This is a genomic window from Leucobacter coleopterorum (genome assembly GCF_011382985.1).
Taxonomy (GTDB): Bacteria; Actinomycetota; Actinomycetes; order Actinomycetales; family Microbacteriaceae; genus Leucobacter; species Leucobacter coleopterorum.
In genome coordinates, this window is the sequence record NZ_CP049933.1 from 607,322 (window position 1) to 628,090 (window position 20,769).

The 20,769-nt window shown below is 58.8% G+C and carries 14 protein-coding genes and 3 pseudogenes; 11 read left to right on the forward strand and 6 right to left on the reverse strand.

All coding sequences use genetic code 11. The features are described from left to right. Positions 1 to 11: 11 nt before the first annotated feature. From G7066_RS02870 to G7066_RS02890, 6 genes and pseudogenes are all read right to left on the reverse strand, one after another. The gene (locus G7066_RS02870; RefSeq protein WP_205881511.1) at positions 12 to 2,408 is read right to left on the reverse strand and encodes a DUF5979 domain-containing protein; all 2,397 of its coding nucleotides are present in this window, start codon (positions 2,406 to 2,408) and stop codon (positions 12 to 14) included. Positions 2,409 to 2,446: 38 nt separating this feature from the next. Continuing rightward, complete coding sequence (locus tag G7066_RS02875; RefSeq protein WP_166328880.1) at positions 2,447 to 3,514, reverse strand: hypothetical protein; 1,068 nt, start codon at positions 3,512 to 3,514, stop codon at positions 2,447 to 2,449. Beyond that, the gene (locus G7066_RS02880) at positions 3,511 to 3,948 is read right to left on the reverse strand and encodes a hypothetical protein (protein WP_166328882.1); all 438 of its coding nucleotides are present in this window, start codon (positions 3,946 to 3,948) and stop codon (positions 3,511 to 3,513) included. Before G7066_RS02880 ends, G7066_RS02875 begins: the two co-directional genes overlap by 4 nt. 23 nt (positions 3,949 to 3,971) lie before the next feature. Next, entirely contained in the window at positions 3,972 to 4,160 is a 189-nt protein-coding gene (locus G7066_RS02885; protein ID WP_166328884.1) for a hypothetical protein, read from the reverse strand. 993 nt (positions 4,161 to 5,153) lie between these two features. Beyond that, positions 5,154 to 5,333, reverse strand: a pseudogene (locus tag G7066_RS15580) (IS3-like element ISAar45 family transposase); the annotation flags it as partial. A gap of 161 nt (positions 5,334 to 5,494) precedes the next feature. Further along, a pseudogene (locus G7066_RS02890) lies at positions 5,495 to 5,722 on the reverse strand (IS30 family transposase); the annotation flags it as partial. Between the two features lie 637 nt (positions 5,723 to 6,359). Between G7066_RS02890 and G7066_RS02895 the strand changes: the two are divergent. The 11 genes and pseudogenes from G7066_RS02895 (at position 6,360) to G7066_RS02945 (ending at position 20,655) form a co-directional block, all read left to right on the forward strand. Beyond that, positions 6,360 to 6,983: an RNA polymerase sigma factor gene (locus G7066_RS02895; protein WP_166328886.1), complete on the forward strand. Its 624-nt coding sequence runs from the start codon at positions 6,360 to 6,362 to the stop codon at positions 6,981 to 6,983. Then, positions 6,970 to 8,163, forward strand: a complete 1,194-nt coding sequence (locus G7066_RS02900) for a hypothetical protein (protein WP_166328887.1) — start codon at positions 6,970 to 6,972, stop codon at positions 8,161 to 8,163. The genes G7066_RS02895 and G7066_RS02900 overlap by 14 nt, the downstream gene beginning before the upstream one ends. A 196-nt stretch (positions 8,164 to 8,359) precedes the next feature. Next, a pseudogene (locus G7066_RS02905) lies at positions 8,360 to 9,499 on the forward strand (integrase core domain-containing protein). Positions 9,500 to 9,746: 247 nt separating this feature from the next. Further along, positions 9,747 to 10,643, forward strand: a complete 897-nt coding sequence (locus tag G7066_RS02910) for a lipid II:glycine glycyltransferase FemX (RefSeq protein WP_166328889.1) — start codon at positions 9,747 to 9,749, stop codon at positions 10,641 to 10,643. Further along, entirely contained in the window at positions 10,619 to 10,897 is a 279-nt protein-coding gene (locus G7066_RS02915) for a hypothetical protein (protein ID WP_166328891.1), read from the forward strand. Before G7066_RS02910 ends, G7066_RS02915 begins: the two co-directional genes overlap by 25 nt. A gap of 253 nt (positions 10,898 to 11,150) precedes the next feature. Further along, the gene (locus tag G7066_RS02920; protein ID WP_166328893.1) at positions 11,151 to 11,798 is read left to right on the forward strand and encodes a hypothetical protein; all 648 of its coding nucleotides are present in this window, start codon (positions 11,151 to 11,153) and stop codon (positions 11,796 to 11,798) included. A 170-nt stretch (positions 11,799 to 11,968) separates the two neighbouring features. Next, positions 11,969 to 12,559, forward strand: a complete 591-nt coding sequence (locus tag G7066_RS02925; RefSeq protein ID WP_166328895.1) for a DUF7507 domain-containing protein — start codon at positions 11,969 to 11,971, stop codon at positions 12,557 to 12,559. 1,008 nt (positions 12,560 to 13,567) lie between these two features. Further along, positions 13,568 to 15,631, forward strand: coding sequence for a sigma-70 family RNA polymerase sigma factor (locus G7066_RS02930; RefSeq protein ID WP_166328897.1), 2,064 nt, complete (start codon positions 13,568 to 13,570; stop codon positions 15,629 to 15,631). An 82-nt stretch (positions 15,632 to 15,713) separates the two neighbouring features. Beyond that, positions 15,714 to 16,478: a hypothetical protein gene (locus tag G7066_RS02935; RefSeq protein WP_166328899.1), complete on the forward strand. Its 765-nt coding sequence runs from the start codon at positions 15,714 to 15,716 to the stop codon at positions 16,476 to 16,478. Beyond that, positions 16,475 to 19,720 (forward strand): Ig-like domain-containing protein, encoded by a 3,246-nt coding sequence (locus G7066_RS02940; RefSeq protein WP_166328901.1) that lies wholly within the window; start codon positions 16,475 to 16,477, stop codon positions 19,718 to 19,720. Before G7066_RS02935 ends, G7066_RS02940 begins: the two co-directional genes overlap by 4 nt. Beyond that, on the forward strand, positions 19,708 to 20,655 hold the full coding sequence (locus tag G7066_RS02945) for an Ig-like domain-containing protein (protein ID WP_166328903.1): 948 nt from the start codon (positions 19,708 to 19,710) through the stop codon (positions 20,653 to 20,655). The genes G7066_RS02940 and G7066_RS02945 overlap by 13 nt, the downstream gene beginning before the upstream one ends. The last annotated feature ends 114 nt before the right edge of the window (positions 20,656 to 20,769 follow it).

Sequence of the window (20,769 nt, forward strand, 5' to 3'; positions counted from 1 at the left end):
TGACCCCTGAGTTATTGACGCGACTGGTGACTCCGGCAGTTCCGAATCGCATCCGTCACCCGAGCACGGGGGCGTCGGAGGGCAGTTTTCGTCGTCGCAGAGGAAAGTATTGACGGCAACAATCTCAAGCACCTGCGCCTCCGAGGGTGTACCAGCAGTGACGACCACTGACTTTTCGAACGAGTCGTGGCTAATCGTCTGCTCGGTGGCTCCCCCGCGTCCGTTTCCTGAGCGAAACAGCGAGCCCCGAGCGGAATGCCAAGAGGCTTCCCATCCTCGCCTCCAAGGATGAGCGTTTCGCCACCCTTCACCATCCAGGTACCTGAGAACAGATCCACGCGCAGCGGATCAGAGGATTCATCAGCGGACTGCTCCTCAACCTGACAGGTCATCAAGAACCTAAACTCGGTGTCTTTCACCTGCGCCACTCGCTCGGCGTCACCCTCAAGTCGCTTCTTGAGCTGCAGTGTGCCAGCAGAGAAGTAGTTCGTCAGTGACGCCGTTGCGGTGCCGGGCACTGTCTGGTTCGCGCTCCAGGGCACCGTGACGGTGACTGGATCGGGCAGTAGATCGGGATCGGCACCACCCGCAGAGGTTTCCACTACTCGGCACTCGCTCAGTGCGGGCAGGGGCCCCAGCACATCGGAGGTGATGGCCGCGGCACCCTGGGCCGTCAGTGAGATGGTCTCGTCAAGCACAAGCGCATCCTCGAAGGTGCACTCCACATCGAACTCGAAGGTATCGCGCACGTTGAGCAGCTTGACGCCTGCCCCCTCCAGCAGCTTATTTATGCGCAGTGAACCGTTGGCCAGCAGCCCAGCGTCGGCGGTATCGATGTCGAGATTCTGGCCCGGAGAGAGCGGCGCAGAGAGACCGGTCGCTGGATCAGCTACCGAGCTGTTGCCTGGTGTCGCTCCTTGAACGTTCTGCAGCGTAAAACCGCTTGCCCCACCCGGCTTCACGAACTCGACGCGATACCCGTCTGCGTTCGGGGTACGCAGGTCATCGAAGTGGTAGTTTCCCTGGTTGTCAGTGCGGGTCTCGAGCGAGACAGCGTTGCCTAGGTCGTCAGTGCCGCTCAGCTTCACGGTGACATTTGGAGCACCGGGCTCGGGCTGCGACTGGAAATCGTCTTGCAGACCGTTGCGACTCAGATCCCACCACACGCGATCGCCGATCGAAGATGCGGCAACCTCTTCAACGCGCGCGAGTGGCCCAATGGTAAACGTGAGTCCGGTCACCGCAGCTGCTGCACGGTTGACGTAACGATCGCCACGCTGGTTTCCCGTGCCAACAAGCGCGAGTTCCACCTCAATGGCCTCGTTCATGGCAAACTCGCCCGGGCGCTGGAAGCGGAGTCCGGTCACCTCATCTGCGCTCGTGGGGCACGCGCCAGTTCCAGACACCCGTGTGCCTCCTGCAGGGGCATCGCACCAGGCAGTCGAGCCGCTTGCGCCGTTCGAGGTATCCTTCGGATCAATCACGGGCGCCGACGCGGAGGTGTAGAGCACCTTGGTCGAGGCACCCCCTGATTTCACCTCGGCGGAGACAAACTTGAACTTGCCAGAGTAGACGGTACCGTCTTGACCCTGTGCCGGGAGCACGTCGATGACATCTGGGCTCGAAACCCCAGCGTCGGGCAGCGTATTGGTGAGCTTGACGAGCCATCGGTTGAGTTCTTTGGTGCTCGCGCTCTCCCTGTTTGCCTGCACGATTGGGGTCAGCGCCAATTTCTCAAGCTTGATGCCGGCGACGTTTGCGACTTGCACGCCCGCGCTATCCGTGCGCCGCGCCAGCGTCGAGACATCCTTATCTGCTGAAACAACCACAGAACTCTGGTAACTGCCATCGGCCACCGTCGGCGATACAACCACGCTCAGCACGATCGGGTTGATCGAACGGTTCACCTCCTGCGCCGGGAACACCCAACGCACATAGGTTTCTCCCTTCTCGCAGGCAGAGCGCTTCGCATCGCTCGGGGTGCTGCCGAGCACAACCACGGAGGGCGCTAGCGAGGCATCCGAGTAACTCTGTGACGCGGGAATGCAGTCTTCAACCCACACATCGCTGGTGATGCCGGGAACCGTCGCACCAGAGGTGAGGCTCGGTGAGATCTGATACTGCACAAGATCTCCGCCGGTCACCTGCGGGGGTGAGTCAGAGAACGCGCCGCTGACACCCTTTCGCACCTGCTTTTCAACTCGTGCCTGAGCTTGGGCGAGGATCAACCGGTCTCCCAGGGTTCCACCGTGGGTTTCAGGCACGTACGTCGATTGCCTCCAGGCTCGTGGGTGCTCGACCATCTCCTCGAACGATAGGTTTTCACTCTCCACAATCTTGCGGCTTGCCCAGTTGGGGATTTGGGTACCCGTGGCCTCAACGGTATCTGCAACCTGCATGTTGATCATGATGGCGGCGCGAACACCGACCGATGCAGAGGTTCCGGTTAAGCTGGCAGGCTCAGGGAGCACAACGTGAGCTCTAACCCGAGACACCGCCGTGTACACCCCTTCGCGGCAAGCGCTGGATCGTTGCCGGGCACGTCTTCAGGGTCCTCGTACCAAGGCCCCTGCGCGTCGCCGCACTCTGACGCCGCACCGATTCCTCCTGCAAGAGCAGAGTACTGCACCGTGAGATCAGGGGTCTCCTCAGGGATTTTTGCGAGACGCGTCTGACCGTTGGTTCCGAGGACATTGTCGTATCCACTAATCCAAACGGGTCGTCCCGCAGACGGCACCCCCTGGAAAGACGATGCCTTGCTTCCCGGCACATCGGCCGCGCGAAGGTGAAGCTTCGAACTATCCCAGGCATCGCAGACGAGAAAACTCACGTCCATCGGTACAGCAACATTGGAGCCGGTGAGTGCGAGCATGGAGGCCACATTCTGCTCCGGTGCCGCGGTAATCTCACCGCTCCTCATAAGCGCACCGCCGGGTGGGCCTTCGGACCAGTTACTCCCACCAGGTGAAAACTCCCCCGAGGTCATGTTTCCAGACTCTCCGGGCACACCGGCGAAGAACTTGTTGAATCCAACTTGCAGCGCCACGTTCGGCCCAGAGTCTCGGTAGTCATTCCAGGTCGGCTGATCAGCGGTGCGCTGCACATCGGATTGCTCAAATCCCTGGATTTCGAGATCGTTGTACTCGTTACGTGTGGTCAGCGTTGTGACGCCCCCACTCGTAACTCCAAAATCGCGGATCGCAGCGAGTGGGGTGTAGACCGTCAACCCATGCGAAATCGCGTAGGCTGCGTGACCGGGCAGAGCCTGTTCATCTGGAGAAATCGCCTCTGTCGGATAGGTGCGCAGAGAGAAATCGGCTCCCGAGATCCTGACGTTGACAGGCTCTCCTGGCCCACTCTGCGTCAGCGTGCAAGTACCGGAGTTGCGAACCGAATTGACCGCGGTGCGGGGCACTGCCCCCGCTGAACCGCCGATACGATCCCCCGGACGCATCCAGAAGTTGCCTCCACAAGGGCCAATGCGGCTGCCGTACTTTTCAAGATCGGCGTTCATGGCGGCGTGCTGTGCAGGCGAGAGTCCGGGATACATTGCTTCGGGCTCAGATCATCCACAAACGTGACGTCACCGACCGCAGGCATGGCGCCCTTGCCTTTCTGGCCTGGCTTACCTGCCGCGCCCGACGAAATGAGGATGCTGTACACCGTCGTCTTGCAGAGAACATTTGCGTCCCAGGGGCACGCAATGTTCTGGGGTCCGTAGAAATACCCCGTATTCTCCTTATCGGCGATCCCGTTCTTCGAGAGATCCCACTTGAGGCGTGCCGACGCCGTCACCGACGGAAGCTCTGCGTCTGGCAGCACAACCGGCTCAGCGTCCTCAGCAGCAATCGCCACCTCGCTGAGCTTCAACTCCTGGCCCTGGTGCGCCATGCTGAGCACCTTTGCCGTTACAGCAACGCGGTCTGTTGCGGCCTGCTTGTCACCCATGTTGCAGGTAAGGGTCTGCTGACTCAGCTCCTGAATCGACGTCGCCGTAAGTGGCAGCTTCGGGATCCCGCGGTCTGCGGAATCAATGAGGATCCTGCTGTGAGGCAGTAACCGGGGAGCGTCGTGATCTCCATTCCCAGCGGAAGAGTAACACTCCAGGTGAGCTGATTGGCAATGCCGTCTTGCACAACATACTCAAGTTCATAGGTCACGGTGTCGTTGACGCGAACCACTCCGTTGTTTGGTCCGGAGTCATTGCCAGCCGTATCATCGGCGTCCCATGCCGAGATAAAACCACCGCTTCCATTTGGAATCTGGTCGGGGTGCCGTCATTCTTGATCTTGATCGTGAGACCAATGTTCGATGCCGAAGTGGCAGCAGGAAGAACAGCACTTCGGGCTTTCCTCTTTTCTGCCGACTGGTCGGGTGCAGGGGTTTCCTCTGGCTTTTGGGTGAGAACCTCAGGCGCTTCACCAGTGTCACCCTCGGGGTTTCTGTCGGTATTTCTAGGGGGGAGTCACTCGGCTCAGTCTCGCCCGGCTGCTCAAAAGACTCGGTTTCCAAGGCGTAAGAGCTCGAAAGCGGCATGATCGGCAGCGCGAGTGCGGCGACCAACACAATGGCTCCCGTTATTCTTGTTCTTCTCAGCGATCCTCTAGCGGTGAATCTGCTCACTAATTTCTTCCTATACATAGCGTTGCGGTCAGAGTTGGGGTTGAAGAGCCCAGCCCCTCAACTCACGGTCCCCTGGTCGGGCACAGTAGGCCCTCACTTATCCAGGAGGGGAAGCACCCCAATTTCTGACAGCGGTTTTCACAACATTTTGTCGGTGTGCTCAACCTCGCTAAGCTGGTCCCCCTCGTGGCAGAGCGAACACGCCAAAAACTCAGAGACTATTGCCTCCATCTTTCTTCCCCAAGAAAGGCTTTCGTGAGTTCGTGGACCTCACCCCTAAGGCCTCAACGGCAATCTAACATCGTAGTTTCCGCAACAGCACTGAGCTTCATGGGAAAGTGCCGTGGACGACCATCCTGGCCTCGCTAGGCTGCTCGAAGCTAAATGTGCCTGTTTTAAGGCCACCAAGCTCCTCGCCCTCATAGAGAAAGACTGAACTACCCCTGGAGGTTGGACTGAAAAACTCAGTACCTAACTTCCAGGGAGCAGTTATTGCGGGTCTGCTGAGGGTTTGGTTGAGTCAGGGGTTGTTATGCCGCCAAGGCGACAGCATCCATCATAACCAGTTCGAACTCGACCGGCGTCAGTTTCCCAAGCCGGCGCTGTCTGCGTTTACGGTGCTACTTCGCTTCGATCCAGTGCACGATCTCGAGATGCAACTCCTGCCGAGTACGCCAGGTCTTACGATCGAGCACGTTCTTCTGCACCAGACCCCCGCTTCTTTCTTCGCCCAAAGACCACAGACAAACGCTATGTGGCCACTCTCTGAGACCCCTGGGCCGCATGCCTGCATAGGCGTACACCGCCCAGACAAGAGCCGATACGCAGAAAGGCGGCCCAGTCGATGCACTCTACCTTTGTCGGGCCTCCTCTAGGCGGTGGCCTCATCGGATGCGAGGGTGTAGAGGTCTTCGCTGCTGTTCCAACCCAGGACCCTTCTGGGCCTGGTATTGATGCGTTCCGCGATCCGGTCCATCTCAGCCTGACTAAGGCGGGAGAGACCTGTTTTCTTGGGGAGGTATTGACGGATAAGTCGGTTAGTGTTTTCGTTGCTGCCGCGCTGCCAGGGAGACCCTGCGGCACAGAAGTAGATCTCGATCCGTTCGGGATGTCTAACGCTACGGCCTGAACGCAGATGCTTCGTAAATTGTGACGGTTGAGCCAGCCTTGTTGAGGGGACCAGTCATCGGCGAGTGTGAAGCGCACCAGTTCTCCGAGCCCTTCATAGAAGTCAAGTTTTGTGTGGCGATGCCGTTTGGCGTGTTCCCAAGCCCGCGTATCAGCTGTCGTGGCGCGGTAGCGGATTCTTCCGCCATTACGTTTGATCTCGCGTGAGATCGTTGACGCAGACCTCTGCAAGCGGGCCAATGATTCTGGAAGATTCTCCGGCCGCTATATCGCGCGAGATTTCTTCGCGTTCGTGAAGCGACAGTCGGAACGGTGACCTTTTGCGCGGTATGGGGCGGATGCAGTCAGTAAGCGCGATATGATGTCGAACGGTTTGGGGCGAGCAACGTAGCTCTCGCGCGATCATGCGCGAGGGCTGTCCTGCTCGCCATCGGTCCCAAACTGTCGTCACTTGCTCTGCGGATAATGCACTTTTTACGCCCTTTCTGTTTCTCTGAGTCATTTTGTCAGGCGCGGTGCGTTGGACGGTAGAGACCAGCTCTGATAGCCGATTTCCAAAAACACACAGAAAACGTGAACGCCGCAGTGGGCTCGTGGCAATACTGAGTATGAACAAAACGGAAAGCAGCTATCGAGTGAACTCTGATGCCGGCATCGTCGCTCGTTCACGTGACTCCCCAGGGGAATTTGCCCAGTTGTACGATAGACACGCAAGGGTGGTGTTTCGATATGTGGCATCGCGTCTCGGAGCAGAATCCGCCGATGATCTCACGAGCGAGACTTTCCTTGTTGCGTTTGAGCGCCGAGACCGCTATGATCCTGCAATCGCAAATGCACTTCCCTGGCTGTTAGGGATCGCGACTCGCCTGATTCGTCGTAGAAAGCGCGATGAAATCGCTTCATGGCGAGTGCTTGCCTCTTCACACGGCCTCGGCGGAGAGGGCACTGTGCATGTGGTCCATGATCCATGTGGCGAAGCGGATCAGCGTATTGACGCTGGTTTCGCAGTCAATTCGATTGCAAGTGCAATCGCGAGCCTCCCTCAACGAGATCGCGATGTACTCACTCTTGCTGCCTGGTCAGAACTGAGCTCTGCAGGCATCGCCGAGGCTCTCGGCATACCGGAGGGTACCGTGCGGTCCAGACTGCATCGTGCTCGCAGAATCCTACGAACTCAACTTGAAATTGTGGGCAGTGCCCGCGGAACGGAAAAAGATCATGCAACAGCATAATGATCGGGACATGGAGATGCTGCGGCAGTTGCGTGGCCAGGAGACCGACATGACTGATGAAGCTTTTGTAAAGGGGCGTGCGCGGCTCGAACGAGACATGGAAGCTTCCTCGCACCAGAGCCGAGCCGCGAATGCGAGAGGATCTCGCTCGCGCCGGAGGAGAGTCCCCGTCAAGGTCCGAGGCGCCGCCCTTGTGGGGTTCGTCGCGGTGGCAGCGACTGCGGTGGTCGTATCAGTGGCTTTGCCTGGCCCCCAGGTGACTGAGACGCCTGCAGCCGCGACGCCTGCAGCTGCGCTGCTGAAGAAAGCCGCTCACAACATTGAGGTCTCTGATCCAACGCTGAAGCCGGGGCAGTATCTGCGACTGGTCAAGACAACAGAAAACATCAGTGCGGACTACTCCGACCCCGCCTACTTTGACGAGAGCAGAACGGACGAGAACGCATACATCGACCAGGGAGTCCACTACCGGGTCGGCATCACCCAGATCACGTATGTTCCCGCGGACCCGAGCGGAGATTGGATCCAGCGGCGCGGAGACCCGAAATTTCTCGGGCTAGTTCGTCCCCTCAACGATCCACGTGCCGAAGAGATCGCGAGAACCGCTGCAGAGGGAGACAGCTTCTTGACCCGTGGAAGTGGCACGGAAGAGGTGTTGCCGGGCGGGATGCCACCGTTGACTCCTGATGAACTCGCTATGCCCGGTGCTGTCGCCGACCGCGCAGCCGAAAAGGCGCTCTACGAGAAAGCCCCTCATGATCCCGCCGCGTTGCGTAAGTACATTGAGGATGCAAACGCGTCGATGGTTGCATACTCCGATGATGACGGCAACGAGATAGCGGCTCCAGAAAGCGACATTGTAAAGTGGCTCATTCCAGTGCTCAGCAACTTGGCTCAGCCAGCGGGGCTACGTGCTGCAGGCCTTGAGCTGCTCGCGGACTTGGAGTGCACTGAGCTGGTGCCTGATCCTTCTGCACCCGATGACGACACCCGTGTTGCAGTAAATCTGTACTGCGACGAGGGAGATGATTCGGAAGCGCACTACATGGTGTTTGAGAAGAAGACCGGGCTCGTGCTGGGTTATCGCGTCATAGGCCCACAGGGTGAGGTTGGATCTGCCGTGGACATCAATGCCACGGTTGTTGACGCGGTCCCGGAACGCTCCGCAGAAACCTGGTAACGTGAAAAACCCGTGCTGACCATCGCTTCATAGGGGTCTATGTAGTCCAGTGGTCATTGCTCCTTCTGACTCATCTCAGAAAAGCAATGACCACTGGACTGTTATGTCGCAGGACATCGGTGACAGTTCTGCATCAACACATCGGTGACAGTTTCGATGTTTTTGGTGGTGACACTTCTACTGCTCTGATGGTGAAGTGAGTAAAAATGAGCCAGTTGATCCACGCGTCCGTCTAGCGATCTCGCAATGGCCCGCCGACGCACCCCGCGGAGCCGTGACCACGTTCTGCGTCGAGCACGGCATTTCACGCAAAACGTTCTACGCGCTGAAAGCAAGAGCCGCCCGTGAAGGTGCTGCCTCAATCCTGGAACCGAAATTACGTCGCCCACACTCCTCACCCACCCAACTGCAGGATGCTGTGAAAAGTACGCATTACAGGTGCGTGCGTCTTTGGAGCAATCGGGGCTCGACAACGGTCCGATCGGCGTGCACGCGAAGATGAAAGCCATGGGGATACCCGGCGCTGGCAACTCGACGCGACTGAGTACGTCCTCACCGGCGGTCGGAAGCGCGTCATCTTCCAAGTCCTCGATGATCATTCGCGTCTTGCGATCGCATCTCACGTAGCCCCTGGTGAGACGTCCGATGCTGCGGTATACGTCATCGCGAAAGGCATCACCGCGCATGGCGTCCCGCAACGCTTGCTTACCGGTAACGGGTGGCGTTGAACCCATCTCGAAGAGGAATCGTGGGGCAACTCGTTGACTACGTTACTCGCCTCGGCGTCGAACCAATCACGGGAAAACCGTATAAGCCGACCACGCAAGGCAAGAACGAACGTTTTCACCAGACCCTGTTTCGGTATCTCGACAAGCAGCCCCTTGCTGACATCATCGAGCACCTCCAAACACAGGTCGATGAGTTCGACCGGATCTACAACACCAAGCGCCCTCATCAAGGACTCCCCGGACATATCACTCCACAACAGGCTTGGAATGCTATGCCCGTCGCCGAAGCACCACGGCCCGTAATTCTCGCAAACCCGACCGAGACGCCAGTCGCGGCAACAGGCGCGTTTCTGCCCGAGAACACACGCCGCGTAACTACAAGTGGCGGCATCAAAGTCAAAGGCGTGAAGTTTCAGGTCGGCAGTTATCTCGCCGGCGCTCTGGTCGCCATCATCAGAGACGAGAGCACCATCGCGTTTTACAGTGTGGCGACCGGCGAACAACTGATTGAACATCCCTGGCCGGCACCAGGCACAACCTATGTCAGCAATGGCAAACCCAGAGGGCCACGGAAGAACACGCGCCCCGAAGTGTCACCGATGTCCTGAGGCACTTTTGTCACCAAAGTCCCGAGACATCACATGACGGATACAACGGTCGGAACTAAACCCAGGCCAAGTCGGGTTAAAGGCCTAGCCTTTCTTGTTGCGTATGTGCCACCGCTGTCTTTAAATGACATCAAAACCTATGCAGTCGAGTTTGCGCTGATGTTCTTCAAGTTCCCGGGGATTGGCGGAGCGCGAGGCAAATTCCAACAATCATGAACGCCGAGAGGCGCTCATGGCAATACCCAGTATGAAGAATCTGGGAATCTCGATAGACCTCTTTCGTCTCGATGGTGGGATCGGCGGGCGTACCGCCCATCGCCAAGACAGCGAAAGAGGTGCGGACAACGCGACCCACCCACTCCGTTTTGCGTGCGAGGCTGAGGTCAGCTCATGGAACTCGTCTATCGAGGCGCTGTGTAGTGGCGGGCAGGTATGGCAGAGCCGGGAGTATGCCGCCAGCAAGCGATTTCAACACTATGTCGACCGCTATGTAGTGGGTGAGTCGTTTCCTGCAACGCTCGTACTTGAGCGACGGGTGCCTCTTCTGGGGAAGTGGTGGTACGTTCCTGGCGGACCTGATGCTTTAGATGTTGAATCGATGCTCTCGGCCGCCGAGCGGCTCGCGAACTTCGCGCGTCAACACGGCGTGTTCTTGCTGAAAATTGAGCCCAGACTGCTGGAGGACAATGCGACGATTGCTCGGCTAGCACAGCGAGGGTTTGCGCGCGGCGCGCGCATTCTGCCCAACGAGTCGACCATCCTGCTCGATATCTCTGGGGACAATTCTGATGTTTTGGGCCGATTCTCTAGCAGCACCCGCACGAAGATTCGTAAAGCAGACAAGACGGGTTTTCAAGCCAGGCGAGTAGCGGCGACCGAAGAGAACTGTCGGATCATGTACGCCCTTCTTTGCGAGACCGGTGAGGGGCGATTCCAACTGCGCCCGTACCCGTACTATCGGCATTTCTGGCAGACGTTTGAGCGGTCGGGCCGTGGTCAGCTTGTGCTTGGCTATGCAGACGAGGAGCCGGTTGCGGGTATGTTTGGTACGGTGTTTGGCCGTACGAGCGGCTACAAAGACGGCGCATCAACTCGACACCTAAAGTTACCCAGTGGGCTATGTACCGCATGCAGTGGGAATTGATTATGTGGGCTCGTGAAAACGGCGCGATTGTGCACGACCTTATCGGTTCGCCGCCGCGTGACCGGATCGAGGATACTGAGCATCCGCTTTACGGAGTTGGGCAGTACAAGCTGCGTCTCTCGAAAAGCGTGATCGACTACGTAGGGGTCTGGGAACTAGCGTTGCGTGCGACACCTACGAAGTTCTGGCGCCGGTGGGGTGAGCCGGTGGCGAGACGTTTATCGTTGCAGATCCGCAAGGATCCCTATTACTAGGGTGGTGCGTTGGTGGGTTGAGACCGCCGCGATGTTCGATCCCAGTAGTACACAGTGATGAACATCGCTGGGAACTGACCCGGCCTTCGTTCCATACCCCACCTAGCGTCAGTTATAATCTAGTGAACATGAGGCCGCTGAGTTGAATGATTCACTTGCTGCAGTGGTTCAATGGTCGACAAAGGGCAACGAGTTTTGTGCCGAAAACAGGGGGGATGGGCCAGTGAACGCCATTAGGAGGCCTGCTCGATTAATGACTGTTGCCTTAGCAGTCGTTGGTGTTGCCGCGACCGTTGTGCTGGCCGCCCCCGCAACCGCTGTTCCGTCACCAATTTCTCCGGAGTTTAATCTCGGAGTGACGCCGCCGCCGCTCGTTGATGGTGCTGTTGGGATGGAACTTCTTGCAGTTGATGGAGTTCCTGTAGACAATCCCGATGGCTTCACGGTGGATCAGGCCGTGGGTGCGACCCAGACACTCACACTGCGTTTCCGCGAACCCCCAGCGACATCGGGGCAAATTCTCGACCCACGGTTTGTCGGAACGTTTACGTTGACCAATACTCAGGTCGGCATTCCTACGACACCCGCGCGAGCCGCTTCATTCTCATTTTTCCCCACTGGGCCGATTCCTTTCATGGAGGCTAGCGGTCAGATCGCGCCTATCGGGCAGCAGTTCTCGGACACCGCACTCAGCGTTAATGACGGCTCATCGTACGATTCGATTTTTGACTTCTCAGGTCTTCCTGGAGGTGTGCTGCCTTCCGGAGCTATCCTCTCCGCACACGAGGTTGATGCTTGTAATTTGAACGGTCCTACTGAGCGGGTCCGATTTAGGTCCGGCTCTGAGCAAGAGTGGATGCGCTACTACTCGAATGTCGGGTTTGGGCCAACGGGCCTGTGACGTTCGATAGTCAGACTGGCGAATACGATCTCTTGCCGGCACCTATTGTTCCACCGTCGACTATTTGCCCCGATTCTGGCTATATCGCGACTTTTGAAACCATCTCTGACAGGTCCGATCTCTTCATCGGTATTGAGGGGGTTCCGCGCACTGCTGGTCGGCGTTGGTTGATGCTTGCGCCCACCGTTCCAGCAGCACCGGCGGTCGGAGTTGTCAAGACCGTTAACGGGCAGGATGTCGACAAAGCACCTGGCCCAAAGCTCGTGCCCGGACAGGCGGTGACCTGGGAGTTTGCGGTTACTAATCTCGGCAATGTACCGCTGGGTGGTGTCAATGTCGCTGATGACAAGGTGGCGAATGTTGATTGCGGAGACGGCACAGCCGTGATCTCTGTGCTGGCCGTGGGGGAGACAGTCACATGCCGCGCTTCTGGTGTAGCTGACGTAGGTCCACACACAAATATTGTCACTGTCACCGGTCAACCGATGGCGCGCGATGGGGTGACTGAACTGAGTTTGTCCCCTGTTTCTGCAACCGATCAATCCTGGTTCGATGCTGTCGCCGTGTATGGATTGTCGGCCTCGAAAGTAGCGGATCGTTCCTCGGTGGCTGTGGGTGAGCGTGTCCAATTTACGATAACGGTGACAAACACGGGCAATATGCCGGTGACGAATGCGAGGGTCACAGACGACCTTCCTCCAGGATTTGTCGCCGAAGAGCTCAACGGGGCAAAGCTCGTGGGCAGATTGTTGAGTGGATAATCGATACTCTTGACCCCGGCGAGAGTCGCGATCTCATTGTGAGCGGACGAGCACCGAGCACTCCGGGAACGCTCACCAATCGAGTCGCTGTGGTAGCCGTTGATGCAGAAGAAATGCCCATTCCCCTGAAATACGTGACCGCATGTCCGGACAGCGTGGATGAAGCCTGCGCAACGGTTGAAGTGCTGGGCAGCAATCCTCCTCTGCCCCGAAGAAACCCCTCGCCTCCACGGGCGGCGGAGATTCGCTGGGGGACTGACGGCCACTGCCTTATTGGTGCTTGCCGGAGGTCTAGTGCTCACACTCCGTCGCTTCACAGGCACCAAAACCGCGGCTTAAATCGCTGTACCTTGTTTGACATCTACAAGTTGGATCGTGCGAACCTGAACCTCGCCCAGAATCAGCGCAGATAGGCCCTCGTTGATGCTGTTTTTCAGTACACGGTGGACTCACGTGGGTACCCGTTGTCGTGCTCGCTCGATTGATCAGGCCTCCACGACAAGCGACAAAACCGTCCTCTTGCTAATCCGGTATCGAAAATACTTCTGATGTCTCAACGACCGCATAGAGGGCAGCGGGTTCAGCCGATTTGGGCTTCTCATCACACAGCGGTAGCGGTGCAAGAGGTCGGCCAGTCTTGGCCGCAGGTCAACACGATAAGTCACAGATAGCTTCGGGCGCTACAGCAAGACCTTGAAGCGCTCCGGGTTGGTTGGAGACTCCTTGCTTTGGAAGGGGGGCATGGAACAAGCAAGCAAAAGAGTGCGCCGATACTTGGCTGAAGAGAAAGCGGCCGCGGTCCGCATCGTGCGGATCAGATGAGGGAGCATGCAGCATCTTCGCGGGAACGCGTGTTACATTACTAGTGCTTTGTGATTCTGGGGTACGAAGCATTCTTTCTGGCGGAAGCCAGATTTCTGGGGAGATTTACGCGTCCAAAATCTTTTTGAGATTTCGCGTAATGGATGCTGCTCTCGAAGATCAAAGCGTTCCGGGGGAGACACGCTATTGGATATTCAGCGCGGGAAAACTCAGTCGACGCTCGCAGGTAACGATCTGAAAGACCTGCCGAGTGAGACTGTCGCGTCTCATTCTGCTGCCCAAAATATGGCCACCGACAGAGTGCTCGAGTCAGTGCGTGCAGATCTGAATGACCTGTCTGACGAGGACTTGCTTGAGCTTTCGCGACGCGGCAACCGTGCTGCCTACACCGTCATTTGGACCAGACACTCGGCGGCCGGGCTGAAGAGTGCACGTTACTACAGCAGTGAACTCGACGAGCACGACCTCGTGGCCGAGGCGTATTCCAGAATCTATATTGCGATCACGCGCGGTGGTGGGCCCCGCACGGCATTCCGTACATACCTACAGGTGACGATTCGCAACATCGCAAATAAGTGGCGTAATGAACATCGTTCGCTCGTCGATCTTGAGCTTGCTGAGCAAGACGGGCTGGTTGGTGGTGTTGAAGATGGCATCGACGCGCGAGCGGATCGCTCCATGATGCAGACAGCATTCGCGTCACTTCCGACGAGTTGGCAGGAAGTTCTCTGGTACACCGAGGTGCTCGAGCTCAAACCACAGAGTGTCGCAAACAAACTGAAGATGACCGCAAACAGCGTTTCAGTGCTGTCGTTTAGAGCTCGGGACGGTCTGCGTAAAGCATGGATCCGCGCCCATCTTGGTGAGGAGAATCTGCCGAAAGAGTGCGCCGACACTATCGACAGGCTCCCCGCTTACATTCTCGGCAGTCAGACTGAGAAGCGAAGCCAGAAGATCGCCGACCACCTCAGCACGTGTGTGCGTTGCAGACGCATCCGTGATGAGGCCGACGTCGCTGCTTCTCGCTTGCACGCTGTTGTGCTGCCGCTTGTCCTCACGGGTGGGATCGGGGCGGCGACTCTCGGCCTCTTGACCGGTGCCCCATCTTCCGCTTCGGCCGCATCGCTTGGTGCCACTGGAACGGCAAAAACGACCGTTCTTGGTGGCTCAAAACTCGCGCTTATTGCGGGCGCCGGTGTGCTTACCATCGGCGCGGTCGTCACCGCGATTGTGTGGAGCAACGCCGCGCAGCAGCCCCTGTCTTCACCCGAGTCGACGGGTGCTACGTCCCTTGATGAAGCGCAGCAGAGTGACCCCGAGAGAACGCAGCCTGCAGCGGGTGCGGCCGATGCTGTGGGTCGTGACAACTGGTCGACCAGACCTGGGGAGGCTGAGACCGCTTCGCTCTACTCCGTGCCCATTGTCTCGGACGTTGATGCGCCGCAGTTCTCGTTCTCAGAGAACGCGGTGTTTGCCACCTCGGTTCCCTTGCTCACGGGGTACGCGGCGCCGGACGCCACGGTCGTGCTGTTTATCTCTGCCCCGGGCGGAGCAGACGGGGCTGGCTACGAGAAGCTCACGGCTCAAGCGACTCCCGCGGGGTCGTGGGCTGTGAACACCGAGAGTATTGCTGACGGCGCGTATACGGTGCGGGCATACCAACAGCTTGCTGACGGCTCTCGATCCGACACCGCAGATCGGTCCTTCGCGGTGAACAGTGGACTGCAACTTGCGGTTCCCATCGTTTCAAGCGTCGACGACGCTAACAACCGCCTGCTTCCCGTCGTGACGGGCACCGGGGTTCCCGGAGCGATCGTGAGCGTGCTGGTCAACGGTGTCGCTAACGAGAGCGCGATTGCCTCCGACGGCACCTGGGCTGTGACCACAGTGCGGGGCGGTGTTGTCGGAAGCAATCAGCTGACCGTGCGTCAACGCGAGCGCTCAGGCCAGGGTGTGAGCGCCGAGACAGCGCCGACCCAATTTGAGCTGCTCGCGCCCGATGTAGCTGTAGATAGCAGCGGCACTGATCCGGTGCTGGTGGTGACCGCGATTCCCGGAAGCTCCGTCACTGTGACTGATGGAAAAGGTCTTACCCACCGCCTGACAGACACTCAAGTAGTCAACCGCATTCGCGTCGTCGAAAATGACGCCTCGGGAACCGGTGCGTCAGCCAGGTCCGTGAGCGTCGTCTACACCGGAGACAGCGGCAGGCGAGCGGGAGCACCGGCGGTGAGGCAACTGGAGTTCTAACCAAAACCACTGTCAGATGTTCGATGTGTTGTGAAAGGGAAACGCTTTGCGGATGCACGTTCAGCATCGCCGACAACGGCGCGTGACTGCCGCTCTTCTCTTGGCCGCTCTCGTGGTGCCAAGTGTGGGAGAGACCGCGGGAGTCTTTGCGACCCCGGCCATAGCAGACCCCGTTGAGTCGTCATCGGGCATGCACAACGGGTATGACTACACACTGCGTGTCAATGACGTGCGGCTGATCCCCGATGCGAGCCCCGGCGACGGCAAATGTGAAACCGCCACCAACTACGGTGCTACCTGTACTCTGCTGGCCGCAGCGCAAGAGGCGAACGCACTCAGTGCTGCTACTCCGTCGACAAAGGTGCTGATTACCCTCGCCGCTCCGACTCCACAAGGCTCGATTCGTCAGCTCAATGGCTCGTTCGCAAACGGCGGCACTGTGCTGCTGGAAAACTCAGCAATAAACACCCCGACAGGGTTTGTTGGCATGATCAGGGGAGCCACCGACATGAACAGCATCGTTGGGGGCACTGTTGACAGTGACCACGACGGTAGCATCCTTTGGTTCGCGGGCAACGTGGTTGTTGATCTGCAGAACCGTCTCGAATTACTCCCGCCGGGCGACGGTGGAATGACCGGCGTTGTGATGTCGTTTACCGGGCAGGATCAGGTGCTGCGCAACTTCTCGAACGTTGCCGGAGCCGAGGGTGCCATCTACGTTGGCAAAACCGCGAAGAACCTGCTCATTGAGAAGGGACGAATCGCGAATGGTCCGGCTGGAAGCGGAGGGCTCACCTACGCCATCGAGCGTGCGATAAATGTTGTTGGGGTTCAGAAGCCACGGTGATTCGTGATGTCACGCTCGACTCGATTTGGGCTGGTGGGATCAACATTGTGCAGCAGTACGGCAACACCACCGAGCCCGTGCACGGTCTGAGCCTGATCGACTCGACCTTTTCGTGGGAGAACCGATACACGGGCAACGCGGTGTACGGTATCGGCAAGTGGGACGGCGGCATCGCCAGGGTTGACGACCTGCTGGTGATGGGCACCACCTTCAAAGATTTTCGCAGGGGATTTCACTACGACAACAGCGTGCCAATCAGCGGTGATCTGCTCCAGTTTGGTGGCAACTCGCGCATCAGCGGCAATAGATTTGTGAACACGCTTGAGACGTCGCTTATTCATGGCACTGCCAACAATGACATCCGGCTGACCCGAGCACCGGCCGCGGGTGCCACGGTGACCGTCGATCACAACGTCTTTAGCAATGAGACCTCGTGGGTGCCCACGGGACCCTCAGTGCTGGTGTCGGGCGGTGTTGCCGGCTCGGGAACTGTCGCCGTAACCGACAACTCCTTCATCGGCTGGAATCGTAGCACTGTCGGTCAAGTCATCTCGGTCGCTTCCTCGGGCGGGCCAAGCGTGGCACTGGATCGCAATACTTTCAGCAACGTCGGTGGCTACACGGAAACCCCGACAAACTCCGCCGAGTTGCCAGGGGACATCGCGAATCCCGTGCATATTAGTAACACCAACGGCAACGTTCGTACGGCCTTTCCGAGCGCGGCCAGCGTCGTTCCTGGCGAGTGCCAGGTCAAGGTGACCGTGCAGGAACCGCAGGCTGGAGGAAGTCAACCGAGCTACCCGGTGCGGGTCGATGCCTTCGCCGGCGGGGAGAACGGCGCAAATGTGTACCTCGGTCGTGTGCAAGTTGCGAGCGCCGCAGACTGGGGTACTGATGGTGCAGAGCTGAAGTTTCCGTTTGCGCTTGGCGAGGGAAAGCTGCGCCTGCAGACGGTCGATGCGCTTGGCAACACCTCGCCGCTCTCACGAACCGTCGAGGTGGTGGACGGTGGAGCCGAGGCGTGTGGGCCTCAGCTGTGGATCCGCCAGGCCGAAACCCAGCAGGATCCCTCGTGGAGTCGCTCCTTGGAGTTCGAAGTGATGTCGTCGGTGCCCCTGGCCGATGGAGCACTCGACTCGGCCCTCAACACCGCCGCTTCTTCGGCCGCCGCCACCGTGCAGAGTGTGCGTCCCGCGAGCGAAAACGCCGCCATTAATACACGCTGGAATGTGACGGTAAAGGCCGATTCGACGGGCGTGGTCGTTCTCGGCGTGGCAGCGCAGAGCGTACAGGATCGCGAAGGCCACTGGAACGAACACCCCGCAAACGCGACTGACGCGCCCAACAACTTTGTTCGCTCCGCTGATCCTGCCGGGATCGCGGGCACCCCGGGTGCCCTGCTCGATGCCTCCGTTGAGTATCGGGTGCCTGTGAGAATTGCAGAGACGACGGATGGAATTCTCACCGCTGTTGAGGGTGGAGCCGATTCCGATCCCTTCCGCATTGAAACAACGGCGCGTGACTCGCAGGGACGAATGGTGCAGGCACCCGTTGCAGCCGTCGTTGTGCACCCCAACGCGACCAACCTCGTGCCCGACGCGAGCATGCCCGATCCTCTGGGCGACCCCGCGGCACAGGCCAGGCTGCTTCCCAACAATTTAGCGATGAACGAGAACGACGCCGTGATTGACCCGGCCTTCGGCGAGACACAGATAGCCGTTACCGCTATCAACAACACCGTCGTTGATGGTACCCGAACCCTCACGCTCAGCCCCGTGCTGGCGTCTGACGATCCCGAATATGACGGAATTGTGCTCGACAGCCTGTCCGTTGTTCTGGGTGACGATGACGAACCTGTGGCGGAGGACTCCCCAGCGGTGGTCACGAGCAACGACGCGACGGCAAATGGCACCGCCGCAAACAGCGTGAGTGTAACCGCTCGCAACGCCGCGGGACTTGCCGTGCAGAACGCGGTCGTGCGATTTGCTGTGCCCGCAGACGTGGTTGTGCTTGACGACGGCGACGAACCCATTGCAGGCCCAGCAAGCGTGACGAGGATCACCAACGCTCAAGGAAAAGCAACCTTGGCGGCGGGATCGACCGTTGCGCACACCCCCTTCGAAATCACAGCGACGGTGGATGCCGCTGATCGCCAAGATGTGGTCGCAGGGTCACCGGCTACCGTCACCTTTACCCCCGGCGCCCCCTCCGCAGCCCACTCGATGCTCAGCGTGACTCCCGGCAAGCTGACGGTTGACGGTGAACCGCACGAGGCGAAGGTGCGAGTTGCGGACGCGTTTGGCAACTTCGTGACGGGTCAGTCGGTAACCTTCGCAACTGATCCCGCCACCACCGTGAGCGGTAACGGCGTCGCGGTGTCGGGTAACGACGGTTTTGCGCGTGTGACGATCACAACTCAAAAGGCAGGAACGGTCACCGTCTCGGCCACGCTCGGCATCGAGCAGGTTGCTGAGTCGCCAGCTACCGTGAGCTTTGGGGCTGGAAGCTACGCGGCCGCCAACTCGGGAGTGCAGGCATCCACCGAGGTTGCAGAAGCAAACGGCACCCATGAAGTGAAGCTTGAGGCAACTTTGAAGGACGCCTTTGGTAACGAGATTGACGGGGAACTTTCTGGCGTCACCATTGCGAGCTCGCACGGCAACGTCTCTGAAACTGCGTACGTTGGTGAGGGAATGTACGCCGCGACACTGACCGCTGCACAACCCGGATCAGCAACCGTTACGGTGAGCGTTGGTGGAGTGAGGGCTGCGGGCACAGCGGCGGTCCGCTTTGTTCAGACCCCCTCCAAACCGACCGTAGGTCCGTCCAATGGCACGAAAGTCAGTGGAAGTGCTGATCCGTTTATGACTGTGACGGTGCGCACTGAAGACGGCACCCTGCTCGCCTCCACCGTGAGCGACATGTTTGGGAGGTACTCAACCTCCCTTTTAGCGGCTGTGGTTCATGATCAGCGTCTCAACGTACAGGCCAGAGACGAGAACGGATTTGTGTCTGCCGTTGCTGTGTTGACAATCGACCTGCTTGCTCCCGACGCCCCACAAGTAGATCCATCGAACGGTTGGAAACTCAAAATCTGCACCGACGAGGGCAATACGGTTGCGGTGCACAACAGACACGGCAACACGATGAACGGTGAACTTCGCCAAGCGAATGGGGGATGCTTCGCCTTTACCCGCGCGCAAGGCTCACCGAGCAAGACGGAGTGCGAGTGTATGCCGTAGACCCGGCGGGCAATTGGAGTGAGGCTGCTGTCCCCTTTATTAAAACGACCCTGCCTGCGGCCCCGCAGCCGGAACCCTCCAACGGGCTCATCATCGCCGGGGGCACGATCGAGCAGACCGATGGAATCCAGTTTCTTGATGGTCAAGGAAACCCTCTTCGCGGCACGATTGCTATCGACGAACGTGGGCAGTTTACATTTACTCCCAAGCCTCGGTTGGTGACCGGCGACAACGTCGTGATTCGTGTTGCAGACCCGGTGGGAAACAGCATCGAGGTGCCGGTTCCGATCCAGAGCACGCCTCCGGTGCCAGCGGTGGTGTCTGAGTTTACGAGCCAAGTTGTTGCGGGGTATGCGCAGCCAGGATCAACCGTCACGGTCACTGACAAAAACGGTGCTCTTCTCGGCACCGTGACAGCGGGCCTCGACGGTTATTTCGAAATCAAACTGGCCCTCGCGCCCACTCGAAACGAGGTTATCACGCTGCTGGTCACTGACGAGCTAGGTAATGAGTCTGCAGAGGTGCACATGCGGTTGAGTGCGGCATCGATTCTGATCGAACGACCGGTGCTTGCCGCCACCGATACACAAATTGTTCACGGCTTCGGTTACTTGCCCGGAGAACATGTGACCGCAACGGTTGGTGATTCGAGGGTTGCTCCGGTCGAGGCCGTCGCTGATGCAAACGGCAATGTGTCTGTCTCGATTCCGCTCGAGGCGCGCGCGGGGCTTGGGCCGCACACCGTACTTCTCGCCGGTGCGGAGACGAGCCTGCGCTCTGAACCATTCACGGTGGCTGAGCATCGATTGTTGTTCCTTGCGACTACGGGCAGCGAAGCCGGGTTCTGGGCTGGCCTCTCGCTGCTGGCTCTCATGCTGGGGGTGGCCGCAACGACCCGCGGGTATTGGAAAGCGGGCAAACATCGTGCGCCGTGAACATTCTTTAAAAACTTTTCCGGTTTCGCGTCATAAATGCAGCAATGTCGCATCTAAGTCCTGAGCCGCGTCGCCGGGGCTTGGGTGCTCTGCGCCCAGTTTCGGGGGAATGCG